Source organism: Streptomyces sp. JNUCC 63 (genome assembly GCF_054366325.1).
The window spans coordinates 8,567,786-8,589,450 of record NZ_CM135963.1; the positions used below are offsets into that span (position 1 = coordinate 8,567,786).

The 21,665-nt window shown below is 69.5% G+C and carries 25 protein-coding genes and 3 pseudogenes; 11 read left to right on the forward strand and 17 right to left on the reverse strand.

What is annotated here, in order from left to right; genetic code table 11:
• Positions 1-89 precede the first annotated feature (89 nt).
• Positions 90-455 carry a replication-relaxation family protein gene (locus tag ACX25U_RS40060; RefSeq protein WP_454387438.1) on the forward strand — a complete coding sequence of 122 codons (366 nt, stop codon included), beginning with the start codon at positions 90-92 and terminating at the stop codon, positions 453-455.
• A gap of 30 nt (positions 456-485) precedes the next feature.
• On the opposite strand, the gene ACX25U_RS40065 is transcribed toward ACX25U_RS40060, so the two are convergent.
• Entirely contained in the window at positions 486-767 is a 282-nt protein-coding gene (locus ACX25U_RS40065; RefSeq protein WP_454387440.1) for a hypothetical protein, read from the reverse strand.
• A 245-nt stretch (positions 768-1,012) separates the two neighbouring features.
• On the opposite strand from ACX25U_RS40065, the gene ACX25U_RS40070 reads away from it, so the two are divergent.
• From ACX25U_RS40070 to ACX25U_RS40090, 5 genes are all read left to right on the forward strand, one after another.
• Positions 1,013-1,339 (forward strand): hypothetical protein, encoded by a 327-nt coding sequence (locus ACX25U_RS40070; RefSeq protein ID WP_454387442.1) that lies wholly within the window; start codon positions 1,013-1,015, stop codon positions 1,337-1,339.
• Between the two features lie 246 nt (positions 1,340-1,585).
• Positions 1,586-1,768, forward strand: coding sequence for a hypothetical protein (locus tag ACX25U_RS40075; RefSeq protein WP_454387444.1), 183 nt, complete (start codon positions 1,586-1,588; stop codon positions 1,766-1,768).
• A 487-nt stretch (positions 1,769-2,255) separates the two neighbouring features.
• Positions 2,256-2,885: a hypothetical protein gene (locus ACX25U_RS40080; RefSeq protein ID WP_454387446.1), complete on the forward strand. Its 630-nt coding sequence runs from the start codon at positions 2,256-2,258 to the stop codon at positions 2,883-2,885.
• Positions 2,886-2,950: 65 nt separating this feature from the next.
• Positions 2,951-3,463: a hypothetical protein gene (locus ACX25U_RS40085; RefSeq protein WP_454387448.1), complete on the forward strand. Its 513-nt coding sequence runs from the start codon at positions 2,951-2,953 to the stop codon at positions 3,461-3,463.
• Positions 3,464-3,631: 168 nt separating this feature from the next.
• On the forward strand, positions 3,632-4,714 hold the full coding sequence (locus ACX25U_RS40090) for an integrase core domain-containing protein (protein WP_454387450.1): 1,083 nt from the start codon (positions 3,632-3,634) through the stop codon (positions 4,712-4,714).
• A 308-nt stretch (positions 4,715-5,022) separates the two neighbouring features.
• On the opposite strand, the gene ACX25U_RS40095 is transcribed toward ACX25U_RS40090, so the two are convergent.
• A complete protein-coding gene (locus tag ACX25U_RS40095) occupies positions 5,023-5,481 on the reverse strand; it encodes a hypothetical protein (protein WP_454387452.1) in 459 nt (152 codons plus the stop codon).
• Positions 5,482-5,789: 308 nt separating this feature from the next.
• Between ACX25U_RS40095 and ACX25U_RS40100 the strand changes: the two genes are divergently transcribed.
• The gene (locus ACX25U_RS40100; protein ID WP_454387454.1) at positions 5,790-6,041 is read left to right on the forward strand and encodes a hypothetical protein; all 252 of its coding nucleotides are present in this window, start codon (positions 5,790-5,792) and stop codon (positions 6,039-6,041) included.
• A 935-nt stretch (positions 6,042-6,976) separates the two neighbouring features.
• Here the strand turns inward: ACX25U_RS40100 and ACX25U_RS40105 are convergent.
• The 9 genes and pseudogenes from ACX25U_RS40105 to ACX25U_RS40145 all read right to left on the reverse strand — a co-directional run.
• Positions 6,977-7,189 (reverse strand): hypothetical protein, encoded by a 213-nt coding sequence (locus ACX25U_RS40105; RefSeq protein ID WP_454387456.1) that lies wholly within the window; start codon positions 7,187-7,189, stop codon positions 6,977-6,979.
• A 44-nt stretch (positions 7,190-7,233) separates the two neighbouring features.
• Entirely contained in the window at positions 7,234-7,542 is a 309-nt protein-coding gene (locus ACX25U_RS40110) for a DUF6247 family protein (RefSeq protein WP_454387458.1), read from the reverse strand.
• Between the two features lie 539 nt (positions 7,543-8,081).
• On the reverse strand, positions 8,082-8,369 hold the full coding sequence (locus tag ACX25U_RS40115) for a hypothetical protein (RefSeq protein WP_454387460.1): 288 nt from the start codon (positions 8,367-8,369) through the stop codon (positions 8,082-8,084).
• 59 nt (positions 8,370-8,428) lie between these two features.
• On the reverse strand, positions 8,429-9,403 hold the full coding sequence (locus ACX25U_RS40120; protein WP_454387462.1) for an NAD(P)-dependent alcohol dehydrogenase: 975 nt from the start codon (positions 9,401-9,403) through the stop codon (positions 8,429-8,431).
• Positions 9,400-9,651 carry a helix-turn-helix transcriptional regulator gene (locus ACX25U_RS40125; RefSeq protein WP_389173471.1) on the reverse strand — a complete coding sequence of 84 codons (252 nt, stop codon included), beginning with the start codon at positions 9,649-9,651 and terminating at the stop codon, positions 9,400-9,402. The genes ACX25U_RS40120 and ACX25U_RS40125 overlap by 4 nt, the downstream gene beginning before the upstream one ends.
• Positions 9,645-10,076 (reverse strand): hypothetical protein, encoded by a 432-nt coding sequence (locus ACX25U_RS40130; RefSeq protein WP_451391042.1) that lies wholly within the window; start codon positions 10,074-10,076, stop codon positions 9,645-9,647. The genes ACX25U_RS40125 and ACX25U_RS40130 overlap by 7 nt, the downstream gene beginning before the upstream one ends.
• Before the next feature lie 474 nt (positions 10,077-10,550).
• The gene (locus ACX25U_RS40135) at positions 10,551-11,456 is read right to left on the reverse strand and encodes a GlxA family transcriptional regulator (RefSeq protein ID WP_454387464.1); all 906 of its coding nucleotides are present in this window, start codon (positions 11,454-11,456) and stop codon (positions 10,551-10,553) included.
• 7 nt (positions 11,457-11,463) lie between these two features.
• A complete protein-coding gene (locus tag ACX25U_RS40140) occupies positions 11,464-12,072 on the reverse strand; it encodes a cysteine hydrolase family protein (protein ID WP_454387465.1) in 609 nt (202 codons plus the stop codon).
• 79 nt (positions 12,073-12,151) lie between these two features.
• A pseudogene (locus ACX25U_RS40145) lies at positions 12,152-12,325 on the reverse strand (IS5 family transposase); the annotation flags it as partial.
• A gap of 452 nt (positions 12,326-12,777) precedes the next feature.
• Here ACX25U_RS40145 and ACX25U_RS40150 point away from each other — a divergent pair.
• The 3 genes and pseudogenes from ACX25U_RS40150 (at position 12,778) to ACX25U_RS40160 (ending at position 15,656) form a co-directional block, all read left to right on the forward strand.
• Positions 12,778-13,863: an integrase core domain-containing protein gene (locus tag ACX25U_RS40150; protein ID WP_454387466.1), complete on the forward strand. Its 1,086-nt coding sequence runs from the start codon at positions 12,778-12,780 to the stop codon at positions 13,861-13,863.
• Positions 13,864-14,101: 238 nt separating this feature from the next.
• Positions 14,102-15,253: pseudogene (locus tag ACX25U_RS40155) on the forward strand (IS110 family RNA-guided transposase); the annotation flags it as partial.
• A gap of 91 nt (positions 15,254-15,344) precedes the next feature.
• Positions 15,345-15,656 carry a hypothetical protein gene (locus ACX25U_RS40160; RefSeq protein ID WP_454387468.1) on the forward strand — a complete coding sequence of 104 codons (312 nt, stop codon included), beginning with the start codon at positions 15,345-15,347 and terminating at the stop codon, positions 15,654-15,656.
• Positions 15,657-16,567: 911 nt separating this feature from the next.
• Here ACX25U_RS40160 and ACX25U_RS40165 read toward each other — a convergent pair.
• Positions 16,568-17,571: pseudogene (locus tag ACX25U_RS40165) on the reverse strand (IS5 family transposase).
• Positions 17,572-17,676: 105 nt separating this feature from the next.
• Between ACX25U_RS40165 and ACX25U_RS40170 the strand changes: the two are divergent.
• Positions 17,677-18,009, forward strand: a complete 333-nt coding sequence (locus tag ACX25U_RS40170; RefSeq protein ID WP_454387470.1) for a hypothetical protein — start codon at positions 17,677-17,679, stop codon at positions 18,007-18,009.
• A gap of 107 nt (positions 18,010-18,116) precedes the next feature.
• Here ACX25U_RS40170 and ACX25U_RS40175 read toward each other — a convergent pair whose 3' ends face one another.
• From ACX25U_RS40175 to ACX25U_RS40195, 5 genes are all read right to left on the reverse strand, one after another.
• A complete protein-coding gene (locus ACX25U_RS40175) occupies positions 18,117-18,491 on the reverse strand; it encodes a fic family toxin-antitoxin system, toxin component (RefSeq protein ID WP_454387472.1) in 375 nt (124 codons plus the stop codon).
• Positions 18,488-18,715, reverse strand: a complete 228-nt coding sequence (locus ACX25U_RS40180; protein ID WP_454387349.1) for a hypothetical protein — start codon at positions 18,713-18,715, stop codon at positions 18,488-18,490. The genes ACX25U_RS40175 and ACX25U_RS40180 overlap by 4 nt, the downstream gene beginning before the upstream one ends.
• Before the next feature lie 296 nt (positions 18,716-19,011).
• Positions 19,012-19,584: a transcriptional regulator gene (locus ACX25U_RS40185; protein WP_454387347.1), complete on the reverse strand. Its 573-nt coding sequence runs from the start codon at positions 19,582-19,584 to the stop codon at positions 19,012-19,014.
• A 98-nt stretch (positions 19,585-19,682) separates the two neighbouring features.
• Positions 19,683-21,221: a helix-turn-helix domain-containing protein gene (locus ACX25U_RS40190; RefSeq protein WP_454387345.1), complete on the reverse strand. Its 1,539-nt coding sequence runs from the start codon at positions 21,219-21,221 to the stop codon at positions 19,683-19,685.
• Positions 21,218-21,532: a helix-turn-helix domain-containing protein gene (locus tag ACX25U_RS40195; protein WP_454387343.1), complete on the reverse strand. Its 315-nt coding sequence runs from the start codon at positions 21,530-21,532 to the stop codon at positions 21,218-21,220. Before ACX25U_RS40195 ends, ACX25U_RS40190 begins: the two co-directional genes overlap by 4 nt.
• Positions 21,533-21,665 lie beyond the last annotated feature (133 nt).

Below are 21,665 nucleotides of genomic sequence, written 5' to 3' on the forward strand. Positions count from 1 at the left end.
GAAGTCCCAACACGGCGCCGGCTGCTGCTCTGGCCGGTACGCGCGGTGCCGGACAGGGTCGGCGCCGCACCATGCGGAGGAGGCCGGCGATGGCGGACGTGGACGCGGGCGGCGGCGACCGGATGGCGCCGGCGGTGCTGACGCAGTACCGGATGGCGACCACCGAGCAGATGCACCACATCCTCAACCCCCGGCTGCGGATCGAGCAGACCCGGCGCCGGCCGGCCAAGCTGCGCACCGAGGCGCTGGTCGACCGGATCACCCTGCCCCAGAGGGGGCGGCTGCGGGTCTGGTTCCCCACCCGGTACGGGGTGCAGGTCGCCTGCGAGTGGCCGGAGCTGCGGGGACGGCGGCCACCGAAGACCGTGTCCGACCGGACCGCGGTGCGGCTGCGGGTCAGGCACGCGCTGACGGTGGCGGAAGGTGCGCAGGCCAGTGTCGTGCAGCTGGCCTGACGGCCTACCGCCGACGATCACTGGGACACCTCAACCGTTCTCTTGGTCCTTTGTCTCCCGCGCCCGCGAAGTGCGACTGCGAAACCGCTCCAGTACGACGGTGCCCCCGAGCACAAGACCGATGGAGATGACCTTGCTCGCCTGGTAGCCGGCCGTCGGGTTGTCCGCAGCGCCGGACGACCCGAGGAAAACCCACAACGCCCAGGCGATCCCGGCGATGACAAGGATGACGGCTCCCACCGGGCCGATGCCCCACCACCAGGGCGCCTGGGGATGCAGGTCGTCGGACTGGCCGCGTGCGTCGTCTGCCATGGACGGCTCTCCTTGTCGTGAGGCGAGTAGCGCTTCGCGGGACTGCCACGAAGCAGTGATCAAAAAGACGCCCGACGTGATCTCCTTGGTTCCGGGAGGTGAGATGGTCGGAGAGGAACGCCCTTGTCCGTAAACCCGAGTTCGACAGTTGGTGGGCATGCGGCGGTAGCGGATCTGCGAGCCTTCGTCGAGGGCCGACCGGGCCACCATGGGCCCCGAACGCCTGGCCACCAAGCTCACCGCCTATGCCCGCCTCCACCAGTACGTACCCGCGGCAGCGGCCAGCCGGCGAGCAGCCGCTGCAGGAGGAATGGCGGCGGCACTACCCGCTCTTTCCCCGGCTGCGGTTCGTCCTGGACGGCACCGGCCCCACCGGCATCACCACCCGCATCACCGCCCTGCACGCGGCCGCCGCCAACCCGGCGCCGGCCGGCCTCCTGCGCCACGTCTCCGTGCTGGCGGCGCCGCTGGTCGACCTGCTGCAGGGTGGCCCTGCCGAGCCCGTAGGGCACCCCGTCCGGGACCCCGACCGCACCGTCAGCTGGATGCACACCCACCACTCCCATGCCTAGCGCATCTGCCCGCGGGCCTGCGCAATGCCCCGACTGCGCAGGCCCGACCACAGCCCTTCCGCGGGGTACGTGGCTCCCCCGGAGAAGTCATGGAGACACGCGGATGCCCGGTGACACGAGGAGGCCCCCGCTGCCAGGCGACAGGGGACCCGCTCATCCCCGCGAGGCGTCAGCACGCCGCGCACCGTGTCGCCCTGTCCGGTGCCCCGAGTCGCAGGACGCCAGCCGGGCCCTTAAACCGGACACATGAGCAACAGCAGCGACCAGATCTACCACCCCGGCGAGATCGTCCCCGAGTCGGGCATCTACGAGTGCGACTGCGGACAGCATCAATGGAGCACGGACGTCAAAGGGCACCGCTTCCCGCCGATGCACGAGGGGTGCAGCGGCAGCGGCTGGAAACTGAAGGCCGCCGCCCACCCCAGCTGACCGCCCAGGGGAGCGGGATGGTCCTCCGTCTGACCCACAGCAGGCCAGCACGCTGCGCAGCCCCACCGGCCGGAAATGCGCAGCCACGGCAAGAACCCGGCACGACGGCATGAATGCGCAACCCGGCGCTCGTTGCGCAGCGACCTGCTCGCCCACGCCGGCGGACACCTTGGCGACGACGACGCCGCGGTCGCCGTCCAGCGCAGTCCCCGGCCGGCACCCACCGCGCAGCGGCCGAGCGCGCCCCACCCCGACCCGCCAGCAGAGGCGACCCCGTGCCCACCGCGCATACGAGCCCGGCTGAGGAAAGCAATCCCCGGCCGGGCCCCGCCACGATCAGGAGCCGCTCGCTGCTCTCGGAGGCCGCGCGCAGCATCTCGGTCCGGTCGGCGCGCTTCTTGTCGTCCAGCTCGCGCAGGACGACCGGCTGCACTTCGGGTCAGAGATAGGAGTCCGGGGCCTACAAGACCCAGGAGGTCGCCTTCACGTGTACGCCGACAGCGAGGGCGGTGACGGGTCGATGCTGCGGGCGTTCGTGGAGGGCCGGCCGGGCCACCATGGGCCCGAGCGCCTGGCCGCCAAGCTCAACTCTTATGCCCGCCTCTACCACTACGTGCCCGCACCCGCGCCCGGCAGACGGCACCGGCCGGCCTTCCAGGAACCGTTGCAGGAGGAACGGCGGCGGCACTACCCGCTCTTCCCCCGGCTGCGGTTCGTCCTGGACGGCACCGGCCCCACCGGCATCACCACCCGCATCACCGCCCTGCACGCGGCCGCCGCCAACCCGGCGCCGGCCGGCCTCCTGCGCCACGTGCCCGTCCTCGCGGCCCCGCTGGCCGACGTACTGCAAGGCGGCCCCTGCCGAGCCCGTAGGGCACCCCGCCCAGGACCCCGACCGCACCGTCAGCTGGATGCACTCCGCGCCCCTGTAGCTGCCCCACGCAGCCCCTGCCCGCCTGGCGAAGCCGCTGCGCACCACCCCGACCATGGCCCCAACCACAGGCCCGACCACAGCAGGTCATGGAGTCGGCGCGGCTCGGCTCCCCCGGCTTCGGCTGCGCGCTCGTCCTGGACCTCGGCGTCGGAGTGCGGGTCGTACACATTGCCGGTGCGGTGAGAAGCCACCGCGTGCATAGTGAGTGTGGCACTCGATGCGGGGAGGCGGGTGTGGAGGGGGAGAGCATGCGCAGGTATGTCCACCACGAGTTGACAACCATCGCCGAGGCGGTGTGTGCCGTGGCCATCAGCGTGCCAGTGGTGTTCGGCGTGCGCGGCATCCCCAAAGTGGATGCCGGTTGGCGGGCTGCCGTTGCCGTCATCGCGCTCGGCGCTGTGTACGGGGTGCTCACGTCCACCCGCTTGACGTGGCTGGGCGGCGAGAAGCGGGACTTCGAGAGAGCGGTTCCCTTGAACCCCGACACGGCACTTCCCACACCTGGCGAGTCTCTCCGTCATAGCCTGGACGGAAGGTTCGTCGCCTTCCTGGTGGTGTCGACGCTGGTCGTTGCCCTGTTCTGGGAGCCCTTGGCGGCCCTTCTGCCACTGATATTTGTACCGGACCGGCTCGCCAAGGCGGCATACGCCGCTTACTGGGAACGGCGCCACGGCATCATGCTGTGGCGGGGACACGTTCCCGATCAGCCCCTGGAGGAGGGCCAGTACCTCTATTCATCGATACGGCACCTCGCGTCCTAGACGGCAGCGCGCCCGCCACGTAAACCGCCCACTACGGTCGTGCACTGGCAGCGTCCAGGAACCTGTGGGTGCCGACAACCCTGTCACCTGTGCTGAGCTGCGGCTTCAGAGTCACGATGGGATCACATCGAAGGTGTTCGCGAGCCCGTCGGCGCAGGCTTGGGAAGCGTGACGTTCCGTCTGGTCTACCGATTCGGCTGCCTCCTGCTCGGCCGGCTGCGCCTGCCGGCCCGCTCCTCCGCGGCCAAGGATGCCGAGATACTGGTGCTCCGGCACCAGCTGGCCGTCCTGCAGCGCGGCAGCCCCAAGCCAGCCTTCACCCGCGGGGACCGCGCGGTGCTCGCCGCCCTGCTCCGCTTGCTGAGCAAGCGTCACCGTTCATCGTTGAAGCTGCTGGTCACCCCGCGTACCGTGCTGCGCCGGCACGCGAGACTGGTCGCGAAGAAGTGGACCTATCCGCAACGAGGCCCGGGCCGTCCGGCCAAGCCCGAGGCGCTGCGTGCTCTGGTGCTGCGCCTTGCTCGCGAGAATGACGGGTGGGGGTATCCCCGGATCCACGGCGAACTGCTCAACCTGGGCTGGAAGATCGCCGCCTCGACGGTGTGGAAGATCCTCCAAGAGGCTGGGATCGACCCGGCGCCCCAGCGCGCCGACCGCTCCTGGGCCCGGTTCCTCAAGGCTCAGGCCCGCGGGATCCTCGCCGTCGATGTCTTCCACGTGGACACCGTTCTCCTGCGGCGCCTGTTCGCCCTGTTCTTCGTCGAGCACGGCACCCGGCGGGTCCACATCGCCGGCGTCACCCGGCACGTCACCGCCGCGTGGGCCACCCAGTGCGCCCGGAACCTCCTCATGAGCTGGGACGACACACGCGGCGAAGGCGTCAGATTCCTCATCCGGGACAACGCCGGCTACTTCACCGAGGGCTTCGATGCGGTCTTCACCGCCGTCGGTGCCCGGGTCGTGCCCATCCTGCCGGGCGTGCCCCGGATGAACGCGATCGCCGAGCGCTGGGTCGGATCCTGCAGGCGCGAGGCCACCGACCGCGTCCTGATCACCGGGGAGCGGCACCTGCGGCTCATCGTCGGTGAGTACGCCGATCACCACAACGAGCATCGGCCTCACCGATCACTGGGACAACGGCGCCCCGACGGCCTCGGCGCACCCGAACCACCCGCCGTCGACGCCCCATCGCGCATCCTCCGACGTGACCGCCTCGGCGGCCTTATCCACGAGTACGCGCAGGTCGCATAGGGTGACGGAGGTTGTCGGCACGCACAGGGGATAAAAGATCGCTAACAAGGGCGAGTCTCAGTCACCACCGCCCCATCACGAACAATTCACTCTTGTGACCGCCTCCGGCGCCGCCGTTCCAGCCAGCGAACAACAACCGGGCCCGGAAGACCGAGCGGCACGGCGGGGACGTAAGAGGTGCGCCACGAGCAGCAAACCATCGACCGCCTGATCGCAGACCCTGACCGGATTCTGATTACGGATGCGGAGATGAGCGCTTCCGCCAGGTCGGTATGACCAGTCCCAGACCGCCGGGCGCCGCAGTGGATTCATCGGTTGCGGCGTGCTCGCGCGGCAGGGCCTGGCCGAGTGCGGCGGTTGCGCGTGTGCTGGGTGGCGCTTCGGCGGCCTGGAGGAACCTCCTCGGAGGAAGGCGCCGGGTTGGCGGGGGGTGAGCTGCCCGCTCCACCGCGCAGGATCAGCAGGGTTCCGGTGCCGAAGACCACCAGGAACAGCACGATTGCGCCCACCGCAATCAGCGCGGGAGGAACATGGGCCGCCCTGCCTGCCAGGGTGAACAGCACGGCCGGAACACTTCCGCCGGCAGCCAGTAGCAGCATGGTCACGCCGATCGCGGACGGTGAGGTCGACTCGGCTTTGTCAGTGGTGACTTCCACTTTGGCCGGGCCGAGCTGCCAGCTGAACGTCAGTCCCGCGCTCTCCCGCAGAGCGAAGACGTCCGCGCGGTTGCTGGGCGTTTCATCGCTGAGGTCGAGGTGCTGGGCCACCCTTCCCCCATTTCTCCCCTGGTTGTTCCCCCCATCACTCAAACAGCTCATAGTCAACGGTACCGACGATCCTTGTACTTCTCTAACCCCCTTGTTTCAACGTACACATGACCGACACTCAGCTCGGACGCGACCGTGACGAAGCTGCCAGCTGAACACACTCAGCCATACGATGCGCATACGATGTATGCTATCCATGCAGGAGATTGATTGACATCATGAGGCCAACCTGCCATACTGAAGAAATTCAGGAGTCTGGGCAGCGCACGCCAGACCCGGACGGACCGGATTGAAGGGGGATCTGCCAGATGTCCACCTCGCTTGCGGACTCCAAGGACAAGCCGCAGGGCATGAGCCCCTGCCGAATCACCGTCAACCTCGCCCCGAAGGGGGCCGCGGCATTGGACCAGGCCGTCAAGCTCACCGGCGACACCAAGACCGACACCATCAACCGGGCCCTGCAGGTCTACGCCCACCTCGAGAAGGTCATCCAAGACGGCGGCACCCTGTACACCAGGTCGGCGGACAGCGACGAACTCGAGCGCCTCCTCTTCGTCTGAACGCCTCACGGCGGCTCCGCGGTCACGTACCGCATGAGCAGCCACAGCGCCCCGGCGGCCGCTCCACTGGAGTCAGCCGCCGGGGCGTTCGCCGTCGTTGAAGGAGGCCGAAGCGCACCGGTGTGTTCAGGCGGACCCGGCCCGGCATGAGAGCAAGTCGGCTGCGCGGCAGGGCCGAACGCCCACCGACGCCCTGGCCGCCTGCGAGGACTCCGCCACCACCGGCGCGCTCGCCTCCCCCGCCTACGACCACCCGCTGATCGCAGCCGGAGCCGACACCCCGCCGGAAGAGACCCACCAGCAGATCCCGGCCCGGACATCGCGGCGGTCGCGGCCCGCGGCAGCCTATCGTCGTGGCCACCACCGCCCAGCACCACGGCATCCCCACCCTGCCCCCATCACACAGATACCAAGGATCCCTCACACGCGCGGGCGGCGTGACCGGCCACAGACCCGACCACAACAGGTAAGCGCCTTGCGCAGCCAGTCCGGAAATGCGCCGCCACGGCAAGAACCCGGCCAGGACCGCATGAGTGCGCAGTCCGGCGCTCGTTGCGCAGCGAATCCAGCTCGAGCTGGGGCGCTGATCGGGCCGGTGGTCCCGCTCCGGTACGGCATCCGACCACGGGCGCCACGAGCCCGACCACAGGGCCGACCATGGCAGGTCACAGCGTTGCGCACGGCAGTCCGGCCGGACTGCGCAGACGCGGGGGCAGCGCAGCGAAGATATGCAGGGACGCGCAACCCGTCCGGCCGTTGCGCAACAGGCCGGCCCCGCCCCCCTCCGGCCCTGCGCAGCGGGCGATGCCCGGCCGCGGCGTGCGCATCTGGTTGCGCACCGGTCATGGGCCAGGCAGGACGCGGTTGTATCCGGGAAACGAGGCCACATCAGGCAACGGCGCGGCCCAGCGCCACCCCGTGGCCCTGCAGGGCCACTAGCCAAGCCAGATGATGTCGAGGACGTACAGGCGTCCGGCGGGTCGGTTGATCCAGTAGACGGCGCTCAGCTGTCCGACCGAGGCGGAGCGGACGTCCTCGCCCTCAGGGTCCCGGCTGTCGAAGACCGGGAACGACCACGGGTCACGGCCGGCAAGGTCCAGCACATCGCGGACCATCTCACGCGCGTGCTCCGGCAGTTCCTCCAGCACGGTCACAGCCTGAGGTGACAGACGTGCGGGCCACGGCGCGTCGCTCACCGGCGCTCGCCCAAGGCGTCGGCCAGGTCGACGCCGTCGGAGTCGTCCCTGCCGGAGGTGAGGAACGCCTGAACGGCCGGGGCGGCCGCAAGGCGGGCCTGCCAGGTGCGCACCACGTCGTGGAGCGGGCTGAGGCTGTAGCTGTGCCGGGAGTCCTCCAGGGCGCGTGCCCAGTCCTGCTCGAAGGCCGGCACCCAGCTGTCGGCGCGGTGACTGGCCCGTAGCTGAGCGAGCAGCTGCGCGGCCGCGGTCGGCGCGGGCGGGGCCGACGGCGCGGCAGGGGCGTGGTCGGGCTGGGTGCTCATGGACTCCTCCAGGCGGGTCTCACCGCCACCGTAGCCACGACTGTCCTCGCTCAACAGACGTCCGGCCAAACCTGCTGGTCACAACCAAAGTCGGGTTATCCAACGTTGGCTGAGCCGGGTCGGGGACTGGCGCGGTGGCTGACGCTCCGTTTCCAGTCCCCGACCCTACTGAGGTGCCCCGCCTCGCCCACGCGCTGCGCCGGAGACTCTGCTTGATCATCGGGGCGAGCCGAACGGTGGATCCGGGGCTAAGATCGCGCAATCGCCATTGCGGTCACCGCACGTCGAGCGGCTAGGGCCTGTGTGATGTTGTGATCAACCGGCTGCCTTCAGGAGGTCATTGATCCAGATCATCGAGGCACGGAGGTGGAGGCCGGCAAGGTGGCCGCGTTCGGGCACTCGCTCGGTACACGCTGTTCCGTACCGGCGCACGGCCCGATCGTTGCTCGGGCGCCCCTGCCCCCGGCTCGCGCGCCCGAGCAACGACATGGTGCCCCCGGCCCGGCCGCACGTGCCGAGGCCGGGCCGGCTGCTACCAGTCAGAGCGACTTCGCGACCTCGACCAGCTGGTCCAGTGCCATTCCCCAGCCGTGGATGTACGCCTCTTCGTCGTTGTCTGCGGCGTGAAAACCAATGAGGAAAGCCCTGATGCCGGCTTCGTCCTCCAGGACCAGGCTGATGCCGGAGAAAAACTGCAAGAACAGCTTGGGGAGCAGCAGTGACAGCTCGCGGGCCTGCGCGGGGGTACGTGAGTCCCCCCACCACTGCTGCACACATGCGACGATCGTGCCGTGGTCGGAGACGCGGGCCTGTCGCAACACTGGCATGTCGTTCCCTCTCGGGGTCATGGCGTTGGCCGGGCACCCACTTTGAGCGAAACTCACCGTCAGACGCTGACGGCTATTTTCCCGCGTGCGCGGCCGCTCCTCAGGTAGCCGATGGCCTCGGGGACGTCGGCCAGCGGGTAAGTCCGGTCGATGACGGGGGTCATCGCGCCCGCCTCGATGAGCTCCGCGAGGAGCCGCAGGTCGTCGTGGCTCTGCGTGGAGAAGAAGCCGCGGAGGCGCTGGCCGGTGAACGGAGACAGCAGCAGCGCTCGCAGGAGCCGGCCCATGCCGCCGAACCACTTCCCGCCGTCCTCACCGCCGACCAGGACCAGCGTCCCGCCGGGGCTCAGGACGCGGCGCAGCCGGGCCAGGGGGCGGTTGCCGGCGATGTCGAGAACGAGATCGTAGCGGCGGGTGCCGTCGGTGGGGTCCTGACGCGAGTAGTCGATCACCTCGTCGGCGCCGAGGGAGCGGACCAGCTCCGCTTTGGCGTCGTTGCAGACACCGGTGACATGGCCGGCCCCGAGGGCCTTGGCCAGTTGCACCGCGAAGGTGCCCACGCCGCCCCCGGCGCCGATGACGAGGACACTCTGCCCGGACCGCAGTCGCCCGACATCGCGCAGCGCCTGGAGGGCTGTGCAGCCGGAAACCGGGACGACGGCCGCCTGCTCGAAGCCGGCGTTGCCGGGCCTGCGGGCGAGCCTGTCCTGCTTGGCGCAGGCGTACTCGGCGAACGATCCGTCGCAGGTGCCGTACACCTCGTCGCCCGGCTGGAAGCGGGTGACGTCCGGGCCGACGGCCTTGACCCGTCCGGCGACATCCATGCCCCGGACGCGTGCCTTGGGCGCCCGCAGCCCGAAACCGAGGGCGCGCAGCAGATACGGCTGGCCTGTGGTGAGGTGCCAGACGCCCGGGTCTACGGATGCCGCCCGGACTTGGATGAGCACCTCGCCGCTACCGGGCTGCGGCTGTGCGATCTCTTCGACACGCAGGTCCTCGGGCGGTCCGTAGGCGTCTTGGACGATGGCCTTCACTTGCTCTCTCCCTCGATTTCGCCGGTTTCATCGGTTCCGGGGTACTGGAAAGCCTCTTCGAGCGGGACGCCGAACACTCGGGCGATCTGGAAGGCCATCTCCAGGGTGGGCGAGTAGCGGCCCTGTTCGATGGCGATGACGGTCTGGCGGGTCACGCCGATGCGGCGGGCGAGTTCGGCCTGGGTCATCTCGCCGTGGGCGAAGCGCAGCGCCCGGATCGCATTGGTGACCCTGGTCGGCCTCACCACGGGTGGAAGCCCAGCCGGTAGGCGACGATCTTCGCCGTGGATGACAGGATCGCCGACAGGACGAACGCCAGGTAGATGGCGTTGGCGATCCAGAACTGATCGGCGCGGACCATCGCGAGGACGAGTCCGGCCACGCCGCCGATCACGATGAACGACTGCCCGATGTACATGCCGAAGCGGTGGATCTCCCGGTCGCGCTGGTCTTTGGTGTTCGCGCCCTCGGGAGACACGATCGCCACTGTGATGTTCAGCGCGATCTGCGTGACGATCGCCGCACCGACGGTCCACAGCAGCGGGGACGCATAGGACGTCTGCGCCAGCGGCGCCGCTCCTTCGTGCCGCCGAAGGACGACGCCCAGGTACGCCGCGTATGACGCGACCGTGACCAGGACCATGATCCAGGCACGTTTCTCTTCGAATGCCACTGCCGCTCCCGATGTAAAGAAAGCTTGACACGGGCAGTGTCAAACAGCAGCGACATGATGTCAAGTTTTCTGTACATCGCAGGGGGGCGGCAGCGGTTGGGCCGGCAAGCGCTGACCAACCCGGCCTCCCCTCATCGCCACTGAGGGTGCCTTCGAACCGGGCTGGAAGCCGGGATCGTCGATGGCCGCTGCCACACCGCCGACCCCGCGCAACGCCCGTCGCAGCCGGGCGGCGGGAGACCGGTCAGGCGGACGGACGCCGGGCCCTGCTGGTCCGCACGGAGGGGGACGCGCCCTGACCGACCAGGTGCACCGCCGCCGCTCGGCGTTCACGGCGGCGTGGCCCGCGCCCGACCAGGCCCTGTTCGCCCGCCCTCTGACGTCCTTCGTCGAAGCCCTCGGCAGCCTGCCGAACCGAGAGACCTGGAACCCGCCCGCCGGCCCCGGCACACACCACCGGCCCAACCCGGGGGCTCAGCCGCGGGATCTGAGTCGCCGGAGCATTCGCGCGTCCTGGAAGCCGACCGAGCGGGCCGCCGATTCGACCGTTGCGCCCTGGCCGATGAGGTGTTCGGCGCGCTCGACGCGGAGGAGTTGCTGGTATCGCAACGGGGTCAGGCCCGTCGACTCCGTGAAGTGGCGAGTCAGTGTGCGTTCGCTGACGCCGACGGCAGAGGCGAGATCGGCCAGGCCCAGGTGCTCGGTGAAGCGGGAGTCGATCAGGTTCTGGGCGCGGTGGACCGCGTCGTTGACGTGCGCGCGGTGCCGCAGCATCGCGCTCACCTGCTGGTCGTGGCCGTTGCGGCGGGTGTAGACGACCATCTGGCGGGCCACGCGCGCGGCGGCGGCCGGGCCATGGCGGACGGCGATCAGATGGAGAGCCACGTCGATGCCGCTGGCGATGCCCGCCGAGGTCACCACGCGATCGTCAACCACGTACAGCACGTCCCGTACAACGCTCGCCCGGGGATACCGCCGGGCGAGCTCGTCCTGCACATCGTGGTGGGTGGTGCAGCGCCGACCGTCGAGCAGCCCCGCCCGGCCGAGTGCGTCCGCCCCCACGCAGACACTGGCGACGGTGCCGCCGGACGCGTGATGATCCGCGAGCCACCGCAGCGCGGCCGGGCCGATCGGCCCACTGCCTCGGAGCCTCACCTCGCGCCAGCCGGGGACGATCAGCAGATCGTCAGGCGCGGGCTCCGGCAGGCTCACCTCCGCTTTCAGCGTCACGCCCTGCGCGGTGGGAACGTCCTCCCGCTCGGCCACATAGCCCACCTCGTACCCGTAGCCGAAATCGGCCGCCGTGGAGAAGACCTGGGCGGGCCCGGCGAGATCCAGGAGATGCAGCTGCGGGACGAGAAGGAAGACGACACGGGTCACGATCCGGTCAGCCCCTTCCGCCGCTCGTGGCTGCCTTGCCGGTCAGTTCGTCGACACCGGCGATGGTCGCGAAGCGGCCCGCCAGCGCGTACTCGGTGCGGGCGATGATCTGGTCCGTGGAGAGGGTGAGCGGGTCGGCGAGGATCTGCGCGAGGGAGCGCCCGGCGGGGGCGTTCCAATGCTCGATCGGATGGGTCGCCGTCGCGTCCGTGACGAACGTGACCCGGAAACCGAAGTCGGAGGCCAGCCGGGCGGTCGTCTCGCAGCACTGCTCGGTGCGGATGCCGCATATGACCACCTCGCGGATGCCGCGCTCGGTCAGCAGCTGCTGCAGGTTGGTCGTGGTGAAGACGTTGCGCGAGGTCTTGGTGACCACCGGCTCGCCATCGGCCGGGACGAGGCCGTCGATCAGGCGGACATGGCCGAGGGCCGGGTCGAAGGCGGTTCCGCTGCCCGGCTGGGAGTGCAGCACCCATACCACCAGGTCGCCCTTGGACCGGGCGGCCTCGACCAGGCGGTCCACCTGTGCCACGACATCAGGGTTGGACACGGCCGCCCAGTTCGGCAGCTGCCGGAACGACTCCTGGACATCAATGACGATCAGTGCTCTGTTCATGCCTCGATCCTGGCCCTCGCCATGGCTCGCGCGAAGACACCATCCTGCCCCGATGCGGACCGATCCGGTCACAAAAAGCTCAGAGGGGCGCCGGGTCGCGCCAGGAGACGGTGGCTTCGCCGGTGAGGCGACGGGCCATCAGGTCGGTCATGGCGAGGTGGATCATGGCCTCGGACCGGGCCGGGAGGGTTTCGTAGTCGCGCGCCAGGCGGCGGTGGAACATCAGCCACCCGTAGGTCCGCTCCATCGCCCAGTCACACTGCACGTATGGATGGTCGAGAGCGCGAGCGGGCGCCGATAATCGGTCGCGAGGGCCTGGTGCGGCTGGCTGCGGTGGCTGAGCGGTTGCGGGGCCGCAGGCGCGAGGGTGAGAGGACCGGGTCGCCATGCGAGACGGGAGTGACGTCGGCCCCAGACGACGGTGAGGGCGGCGCCGGGCGAAGGGGTGTGGGCCGGGCTGCCGGAGGTGAACCGGCGGGCGGTGGTGGGGCAGCTGGTGCGGCCGGCCGGCCGGGCGGTGGCCGCCGTGGCGATGGCGGGTGAGCGGGACCGGCGATGACCGCGGTGATGCCGTGGGGGCGGCCCGGCAGCAAGATCGACGATCATCACCTGCAGCGGCTCGCGGTGGTATACCGTTCGGAAACTCATCGCTGCTGCCCGGAGGGGGTCTGGCGCGGCATCACGGTCTGCTGGAACCCTGTCCGGGTGATCGTCTCACTGGTGTATCGGGTGGTACGCAAGCTGCTCGCGGTTCCGGCAGTGCTGCTGCGCCGGAACATGGCCAAGGACGCGGAATTGCTGGTGCTGTGCCACGAGAACGCGGTGCTGCGCAGGCAGCTCACGAGTCCGGTGCGATACGAGCCGACGGATCGGCTGTGGTTCGCAGCACTGTCCTCGCTGATCCCCCGGCGCCGGTGGACGCAGGTGTTCCCGGTGACGCCCGCGACGCTGCTGGCGTGGCACCGCAGGCTCATCGCGGTCAAGTGGGACTACAGCAAGCGCCGGAGCAGGCCCGGGAGACCGGCGACCGCGAGTGCGGTGAAGGCTCTGGTCCTGCAGCTCGCCAAGCAAAATCCCCGCTGGGGCTGTCGACGGATCCAAGGGGAACTGGTCCGGCTCGGACACCCGGTCGGCTCGACGACGGTCTGGGAGATCCTCACCGCAGCGGGCATCGATCCAGCCCCACGCCGCAGCGGGCCGACCTGGCGCGAGTTCCTGACCGCGCAAGCCGAGGGCCTCATCGCCTGCGACTTCGTCCACATCGACCTGGTCGACCTGCGACGGGTCTACGCGCTGGTGTTCCTCGAACACAGCACACGCAGGCTGCACATCGCCGGAGTGACCGCCCATCCCACCGGGTCCTGGACGGTGCAACAGGCAAGAAACCTCGCCGTCGAGTTGGGCATTCGGGTGGACTCGCTGCGTTTCCTGCTCCGCGACCGGGACGCGAAGTACACCGAGTCCTTCGATGCAGTCTTCGAGGCCGACGACATCCGCATCGTCAGGACCGCGCCGCGGGCCCCTCGGATGAACGCGCACTGCGAACGGATCATTGGAACCCTGCGGCGCGAGGCCCTCGACCACCTCTTGATCTGGAACGAGACGCACGCGAGGCAGGTCCTCGATTCCTACGCCCGGCATTACAACGGTCATCGCCCCCACCAGGCTCGCGGACAGCTCCCTCCCCTTGCCCAGGAGCACCCGACGCCCATGGTCACCCCGTCCGCTCACCGGCTTTTACGCACCCGAATACTTGGCAGCGTGATCAACGAGTACAGATACGCGGCCTAATGGGAGCTGCCGGGTCGGAGAGACTCGGTGCCGTAGCCGCCAGCAGGTGAGCACTTATGTGGCCGGAACCAGTACGAGTTCTGTGGTCAGACCGTGCCCCTGCTGGTCGGCCGGAAGGCCATGACCGCTGATGGGGTGGCGTGCCCGCCGAGCTGAGCGTGAGCACTGGATCCATTAGGCCGCGTGCCGTGTCTTCCGCGGGCTGCACGACCGGGAAGTACCTGACCAGGAGGAAGAGTTGCTGCTGATCGGCGACGACTGGGCCGAGGACCATCACGACGTCGAGGTCCAGGACACCACGGGCCGCCGCCTCGCGACCGTGAGGCTGCCCGAGGGCGCGGAAGGCATCGCCAAACTCCACGAGCTCGTGGCGAGGCACGCCGGTGAGGATCTCGAGCCGGCCGATGTGGTTGTCGGGATCGAGACGGACCGCGGTACCTGGGTGCAGGCCCTGCTCGCCGCCGGCTACCAGGTCTACGCGATCAACCCCCGGCAGGTCGCCCGGTTCAAGGAGCGGTACGGCACCTCCGGCGCCAAGAGCGACAAGGGCGACGCCCACGCGCTGGCCGACATGGTCCGCATCGACCGTGACCAGTTGCGGCCCGTTGCCGGCGACAGCGACCAGGCCCAGGCCGTCAAGGTCGTCGCCCGCGCCCACCAGACCCTGATCTGGGAACGCACCCGCACCTTTCAGCGGCTGCGCAACACGCTGCGCGAGTACTTTCCCGCCGCCCTGAACGCCTACGCGAGTCTGGAGCTGACCAGCACGGACGCGCTGGAACTGCTCGTCAAGGCGCCCACCCCGCAGGCAGCGGCGAAGTTGACCCGCACGCAGATCACCGCCGTCCTGGCCCGCGCCCGACGCCACCACCGGGACCAGAAAGCCGGGGCCATCCAGGCCGCGCTGCGTGAGAAACACCTGGAACTGCCCGAACCGGTGGCCGCCGCCTACGGGGCCACCACGACCGCCCACGCCCGTCTCCTGATCGCCCTCAACGAACAGATAGCCACGCTGGAAGAGCAGGTGAAGGCGCATTTTCTCGCGCACCCGGACGCTGAGATCTACCTCTCCATGCCTGGCATCGGAGCGATCACCGGCGCCCGGGTGCTCGCCGAGTTCGGGGACGACCCCACCCGCTACGCATCCGCCAAGGCCCGCAAGAACTACGCCGGCACCAGCCCCGTCACCCGGGCATCCGGCAAGAGCCACACCGTCCAGGCCCGCTATGTCCGCAACAACCGGCTCGCCGACGCACTCCAGCGCCAGGCGTTCTCCGCCCTGCGGGTCTCACCCGGCGCCCGCCGCTACTACGACAAGCAGCGAGCCCGTGAAGCCGGCTACAACTCCGCCCTCCGCCAGCTCGGCAACCGCCTCGTCGGCATCCTCCACTGATGCCTCAAAACCCGCACTCACTACGACGAAGCAACTGCCTGGGCACACCACGCCCAACCCCATGCCGCTTGACACCAAACAACATGGGGTGTCTGACCAGCGGCGACGAATTTCCGAACGGCACAGGGCCCGAGAGAGCCAGCAGCGGGCGCTGGAGCTGTCCGCGCCGACCAGCACCATGACCCGGTCCCTGCTGACGATCGACGCGGCGGCCTGCGTCCACCACGACGGGGACACGGAGCAGGCGTGCCGCCGGACCGTCGCCGTTCTGGACGGTCTCCCGGACGCCTACCGCACCGGGCTCGTCCGCCGCCGCGCGCTGGACCTGTACCACTCGATCCCCGCCCAGCACCACCGCGAGAGCGCCGTACGCGAACTGCGGGACGTCCTGGCGGCCTGAAAACGGTGGGACGCGGAGCACGGAGCCCGTTGGAGGAGTCGGGACGTGTACTGCGGCGGGCCGGTGGGCATCAGCGGCGACTCTGTGAAGATTCTGCGATGACCCCATGTGTGGCGCTGTCCGTGCCGTGCGCTGGCGTCTGACCAGTCGTAGCCGTCTGCATACGTCGGCACCCCGAGACGACCACAACCCTGAACTTCCGAATGCATCTCCTCCGCGCAGGGGCCCCTGCCGTCGGAAGTCCGATGGTGTCCCGCCGAGTGGTGTAGCAGCGATCACCGCGAAAGTGCAGCTCGCGGGCCTGATTCGAGTGGCCGCCCATCGGGCCGACCTGACGACGTGTCAGTGAATTACTGCCCGAGGCGCTGCGATGCCAGCGTTGACACGGCCTTCTTCGAGGCTGGGCCCAACAGGCGCGGCGATGGCGGTCACGACGACCGCTCTCACCTGACGGACGGTCAGGTAATGGTGGCGTCGGAGCGAGCCAGCTTGGAGCGTGACCTGCAGCTTCCCCTTGATCGCTGCTACACCACATGGCGGGACGTGACCGGAAGTCCGCCGTCAGAACATCAACCACCGGCCGCCAGAGAGAACCTCAGCCATACACACACGTACTGCCCCCCCATCCGCCGCCTGTCAGCCATCCCGGTGATAGTCGGCGTGTGGCGGCCCGGCCGACGCCGAGCAGCTGGCGCCGCGTCGAGGCCCAACTCGGCCTGGCTGACCGACACCGCGCCACCGAAGTCCGCCGCGGCCTTGGGTTAAGCCGACCGCTACGTGTGCACCCGGCTCGACGCCGACGTCGCACTGGGTGACACCGTCACCGAACTGATGGTCGCCAGCCGCGGCGGAAAGTTGGACGCCGTGGTCCACCCCGTTGCCACAGACCTAGGGCGTGTATCGAGTTGTGATCATTGGCCGGTCCGGGTGAGGTCTTTGATCCAGATCATCGAGGCGCGCAGGTGGAGGCCGGCGAGGTAGCTGTCTGGGGTCTTGTCGTATCGGGTGGCGATGCCTCGCCAGGCCTTGAGCTTGTTGATCAGGCGCTCGACGGTGTTCCTCTCCTTGTAGAGGTCGGCGTCGTGGCTGACGGGACGGCCGCCCCTGGAGCCCTTCTTCTTCCGGTTGGCGGCCTGGTCCTTCTTCTCCGGGATGACTGCCTTGATGTGGCGCTTGCGCAGGTGGGCGCGGTTGCGGCGGGATGAGTAGGCCTTGTCCCCGGCGACGGCGTCCGGCCGGGTGCGGGGGCGGCCGACAGGCCCGCGGACCCGTATCTTCCCCAGCACGGGGATGAACTGCGGGCTGTCCGCGGCCTGGCCCGCAGTCAGAACGAACGCCAGCGGGCGACACTTCCGGTCGGCGGCGAGGTGGACCTTGCTGGTCTGCCCGCCCCTCGAGCGTCCCAGGAGGGCAGCCTTCAGACGGAGTTTCCGCCGGCGTCGGACGCGTCGTCGTTCTTCCTGCCCGGGATCGTCTCCGGTTCCCTGCCCGTTTTGTTCTTCGGAGCTGCCCCCTTTGACCTGGCCTTCTCCTCCTCGGCGGCGGCCTTCTCCAGGGCGGTGAACACGTCCTCGCTCAGGTGCATCCCGGCAGCGTCGTGGTGTGCCCGCGCGGTGGTGGAGTCGATGCTGACCAGGGACAGGTCCACCTCACCCCGCTTCGCGGCTTCCGCGATCATGCCCTCCAGCAGGGCCTCGAACACGCCGGCGTCACGCCACTGCCGGAAGCGGTTGGAGACGGTCGACCAGGCACCGAACTCCTGCGGCATCTCCCGCCACTGCCCGCCCGTCTTGAACCGCCAGATCACGCCCTCGAACTGCTGCCGCAGGCGCTCGGGGTACGGGCCGTACTCGCCGATCGGCAGATACGGCCCGATGAACTCCCACTCTTCGTCTGTCAGTTGCACTCGCGTCACACAAGACGATCTACCGGATCAGGCCTCGGAGCGAGGGCAAACCCCAAGATTGATCACGACTCGATACGCGCCCTAATGCCGCGCAGATGTGACACCACCCAGTTCATGGAGTTCGTCGACAAGATCATGTCGTGGACGGCCGAGGGGGACACGGTCCGGCTTCCCAGCACGCCGGTCCAGCCGGTAGCAGCCGATGAAGCCGTCCAGGCTCTCGCCGACGTCGCCGTGGAAGAACCGCTGAAGGGCACCCTGAACGTCGTGGGCCCCGACGTTTTCCCTCTCGACGAACTGGGGCGCCTCACCCTGCGAGCCCGGCCCGCGGGCGGCCGCAAGGTCGTGACGGACCACACCGCACCCGCGGGAGCCCGACTCGGCACCGTCCACTACACCGACTGGCTCACCGGACAATCCGCCGGGGACACGCCTGGTCCGGCATGAGCACTCTTTGGCCCCTGGGGGCAGTAGCAGTACTGGACCGAGAATCAGCGGTAGCGGTGGTCCCGCGCCACCAGTCGCCTGGCCTACGCGGGCTGACCGCCTGGTGGTCAGCCCGCGATCCATTCCCGTCGGATCTCGTCGGCCAGATCGCGCACGCCGAGCCCGTCACGAACCCGGGTGGCAAGGGCGACGGCGTCCTTCGGTTCGACGATCACCGTGAGCCCGCTCGCCGCCAGGTACGAGGTGGCCGCGACCACGCCGAACAGTTCGTTGAAGGTCTCCAGCCCGGGCACGCGGATCAGTTGGTGCATGAGTGCCGCGGCGCGGTGGTGCGGCTGGGTGTAGACGAGGGTGTCCATCACCTCGTCGGTGTGTCGGGCGGCCGCGGCGGCGAGGGTGCCGTAGTCGGTGACGTCGGGGTCGCCGGGCAGGGTCTGGCGGGCGATCTCCAGTAGCCACCCGCGGTCAACGCGGAGGATCACGCGGCCGCTGCCCCGCGGTCGGCCTCCGGGTAGCCGAACGCCTCCGTGAAAGCGGGGGTGAGCAGGGCCGTGAAATGCTGCGCGGCCGCGAGGAATCGGCGCTTCTGCTCGGCCTCGGCGAGTACCTGGCCGGCGAACTCGGAGACCTCCATGCCGGCGGCCGCGGCTCGCTCCTCTATCCCCTCGAAGGTGCCGTCGTCGACCTGAACCCTGATCTCCTTCATGCCCAGAAGCGTAGCCGTCTGGGCAGAGGCCGACAACGAAAACGGGAGCATGCCCCGGCCCGGCAGGATGAGCTACCGGCTGCTCTCGCGCGTGCTGGGCGGCGGCCCGCCCAGCTTCCACCCCGACGACTGGTCCGCGGAACGTGGGGCCGGACTCCACCGCGGCCTTGTTCCGGGCGAACTCCCTCTCGGCCGCCGCCGTGTCCCACTGGCGAGGCCCGGCCGAACTGGTCGCCCCGTCGGCTGCTCAGAACCTACGAGGTGAAGTTGCCGGGCCGGTGGTCACCCCAGCTGCTTCACGCGGCGAAGCCGATGTTGGTGACGTACTCGTACTGGCCCCACTGGGAGCCGAGGTCGACGATCTGGTCGACCCAGGCGTCGTCCAGCTCCTGGTCGTCGCCGGCCGCCCAGGCCCGCACGATGCGGTCCCAGCGGCGGACGTTCAGCGTGCGGTACTCGATGACGCGCTGGCGGGGCCGGTCGACCTGGGACTGGTTGAGCGGGTGGATCTCCACGCGGGTGCCGCGGCCCTCCCGGTTGAGGCGGGCGAGCAGGTAGCGGGCGACGTTCTCGCGCCGCACCGTGCGGTAGGCCTGCTCGATGCGCTCCAGGTTCGCCTTCGACGGCGCCCGCTTGCCGTCCAGCCAGGCGCGCAGGGTGCGGTCGGTGACGGTCAGGCCGGCCTCGCGCGCCCTGTGGCGGGCGTGGTCGGTGCGGGTGAGGTAGTGCAGGCGGGCGAGCAGGCCGCGCCGGGCGGTGATGGGGGTGGCGATGTAGCCGGCGAGCGCATCGAGTTGGCGGGCTACGGCTTCGTGTCCCTTGATGCCGCGAGCCCCGTGTTTCCCGAACTCGATGTTGCGCTCAGGCACCGGCTTTCTCTTTCGCCGTCGTACGCGACTCTGATCAACTGGGAGCAGAGTACAGCAATTCCCGTGCCGGCCCTCGTGGAGTGCGAGGCAGGCTTTCGCTATCCGCTCGTGCCGGCCGTGTCGCTCCCGACGGTGTAGACGTCCTTGACCTTCACCTCGGTGACGCCGCGTCCCTCGGGGAACACCGCACGCCAGTCGCCGATCACGTGCAGCTCGTCGGTGCCCATCGCGCGGACGACCATCAGGCCCTCGTCGTACGCCCGGTGCGCCTTCCACCACAGGTTCACGAAGGCCTGGGAGCGGATGAGGTGCATCCAGTCGGTGCGGTACAGCTCCCGGTTGTAGTTCGACTCCCCCATCGTGGAGACGAACTTCGCGTACATGGCCTTGACGTACTCCAGCGTCACCCCGTCGTCCTCGGCGATCGCCCGGTCCCGGGCGTCCTTCAGCACGATACGGAACTTCTCCAGCAGGTTCTCCGTGGCCCCCGACGTCCAGGACTCGTGGATCTCCGGCGGGTCGCACAGCCCGTGCGTCGGGCCCGCCAGACGCAGCAGCAGGCGCAGGGTCGGCTCGGTCACCCACAGCGGGCCCGGCTCGTCCCGACTGCCGAGCGGGTTGGGCAGGTAGGCGTCGTGCTCCCAGACGGGCGGGGTGATCAGGTGGACGCCGGCGCGGCGGCGTTCGTGGTGGTTGCCGACCGTGTGCTCCAGCTGGCCGATCGGCAGGTGCGTCTTGAGCGCGGACAGGTAGGCGCCGTTGATGTCGAGCGCGGTCACCTCGTGTACGCCCGGCGGCAGTTCGGGCCTGCTCCACTTCGGGCGGGCCTCCCAGATCTGGTCGGCGCCGCGTGCCGTCTGCTTGCGCAGGATGTCGGGCAGCCACGGGTGGGCGACGATGTCGTACCGGCCGCCCTTGCGGGTCTCGTCCAGCAGCGCCATCGCGTCCGGGATGGCCCGCTTCACCAGCGCCTCGGTCGCCGCCTCGACGTCGCCGGCGTGCTGGGCGAGCGCGGCTGCGACGGCGGAGCCGATCAGGTCCGGGGTGTCGGCGGTCTTCAGACGACGGCCGACGGGTACGACCTTGACCCCGCCCGCCGCCCGGCCCTGCCCGGAGGACGTCGTCCGGCGGGGTTCCTTCTGCCCAGCGGGTTTCTCCGGCCGCGAGGGCTCGACCGTCTGCGTGTGCTCGGCCGTGCCGCACTCGGCGGGGTCCAGGTGCTGCGGAAACCCCGCGACCTCGTGGGAGGCGGGCTGCCCGCACAGCACACAGGGCTGCGACGCGGACAGGACCCCAACGTCGTCAACGTCGTCCTGACCCGTTCCCGTTTCTTGCGCAGCTTCCGCCGCGACGGCGTCCACGGGTTCCCCGGCCGGGGCCTCCTCACCCGCGGCGGCAGCCAGCTTCGTTCGGGCGCCCTGAAGGAAGTACGCGTACTTCTCCCGTACTTCACCACTCGGGTCCCGTCCGGACTCCCAGCCCCCGACCGTGGACGGACTGACGTTCAAGGCCTGCGCGAGCTGGGCGCGCGACAGGCTCAGCCCTTCGCGCAGGGCGCGCCGCTCCCCGGCGGGCGGCAGCGGGACCTCTTTCCTGGCTCCGGCGAGCAGAGCATCGATCGCGTCGAAATTGGTCATCGGGCTCCCCCGTCCCGTACGGCCGCGGGGCGTACGGTGCCCACGTGGCGGCCGGGAACGCGGCGGCGTTCCGCGGGCAGCGACTCCGTGGCCCGGGTGGGCCCCGCCAGGAGTTCCAGGACGTCGATGCCGTAGTGCGCGGCGACCGCGTCGCAGTCGGCCAGGCTCCATGCGGCGGCGCCGGACTGACGGCGGCTCACCTGGGCCTGACTCACCCCCAATGCGGCGGCGAGATCGGTCTGCGCCTCGCCGGTCGCGTGCAGGAGCGCGGCCACCGCGGACCGAACCCGCTCATCGAGACTCATACCCATGAGGACGACGCTACCACTTAATGCTCATATTTCATGCGTATAACGCATCGATGTCGTGGAAGGGACGTCCCGGTCTGGTGGATCCGGCGCTCGTAAGGAATGGGAGTTTCATTTGGGCTGACTGTTCTCTGAT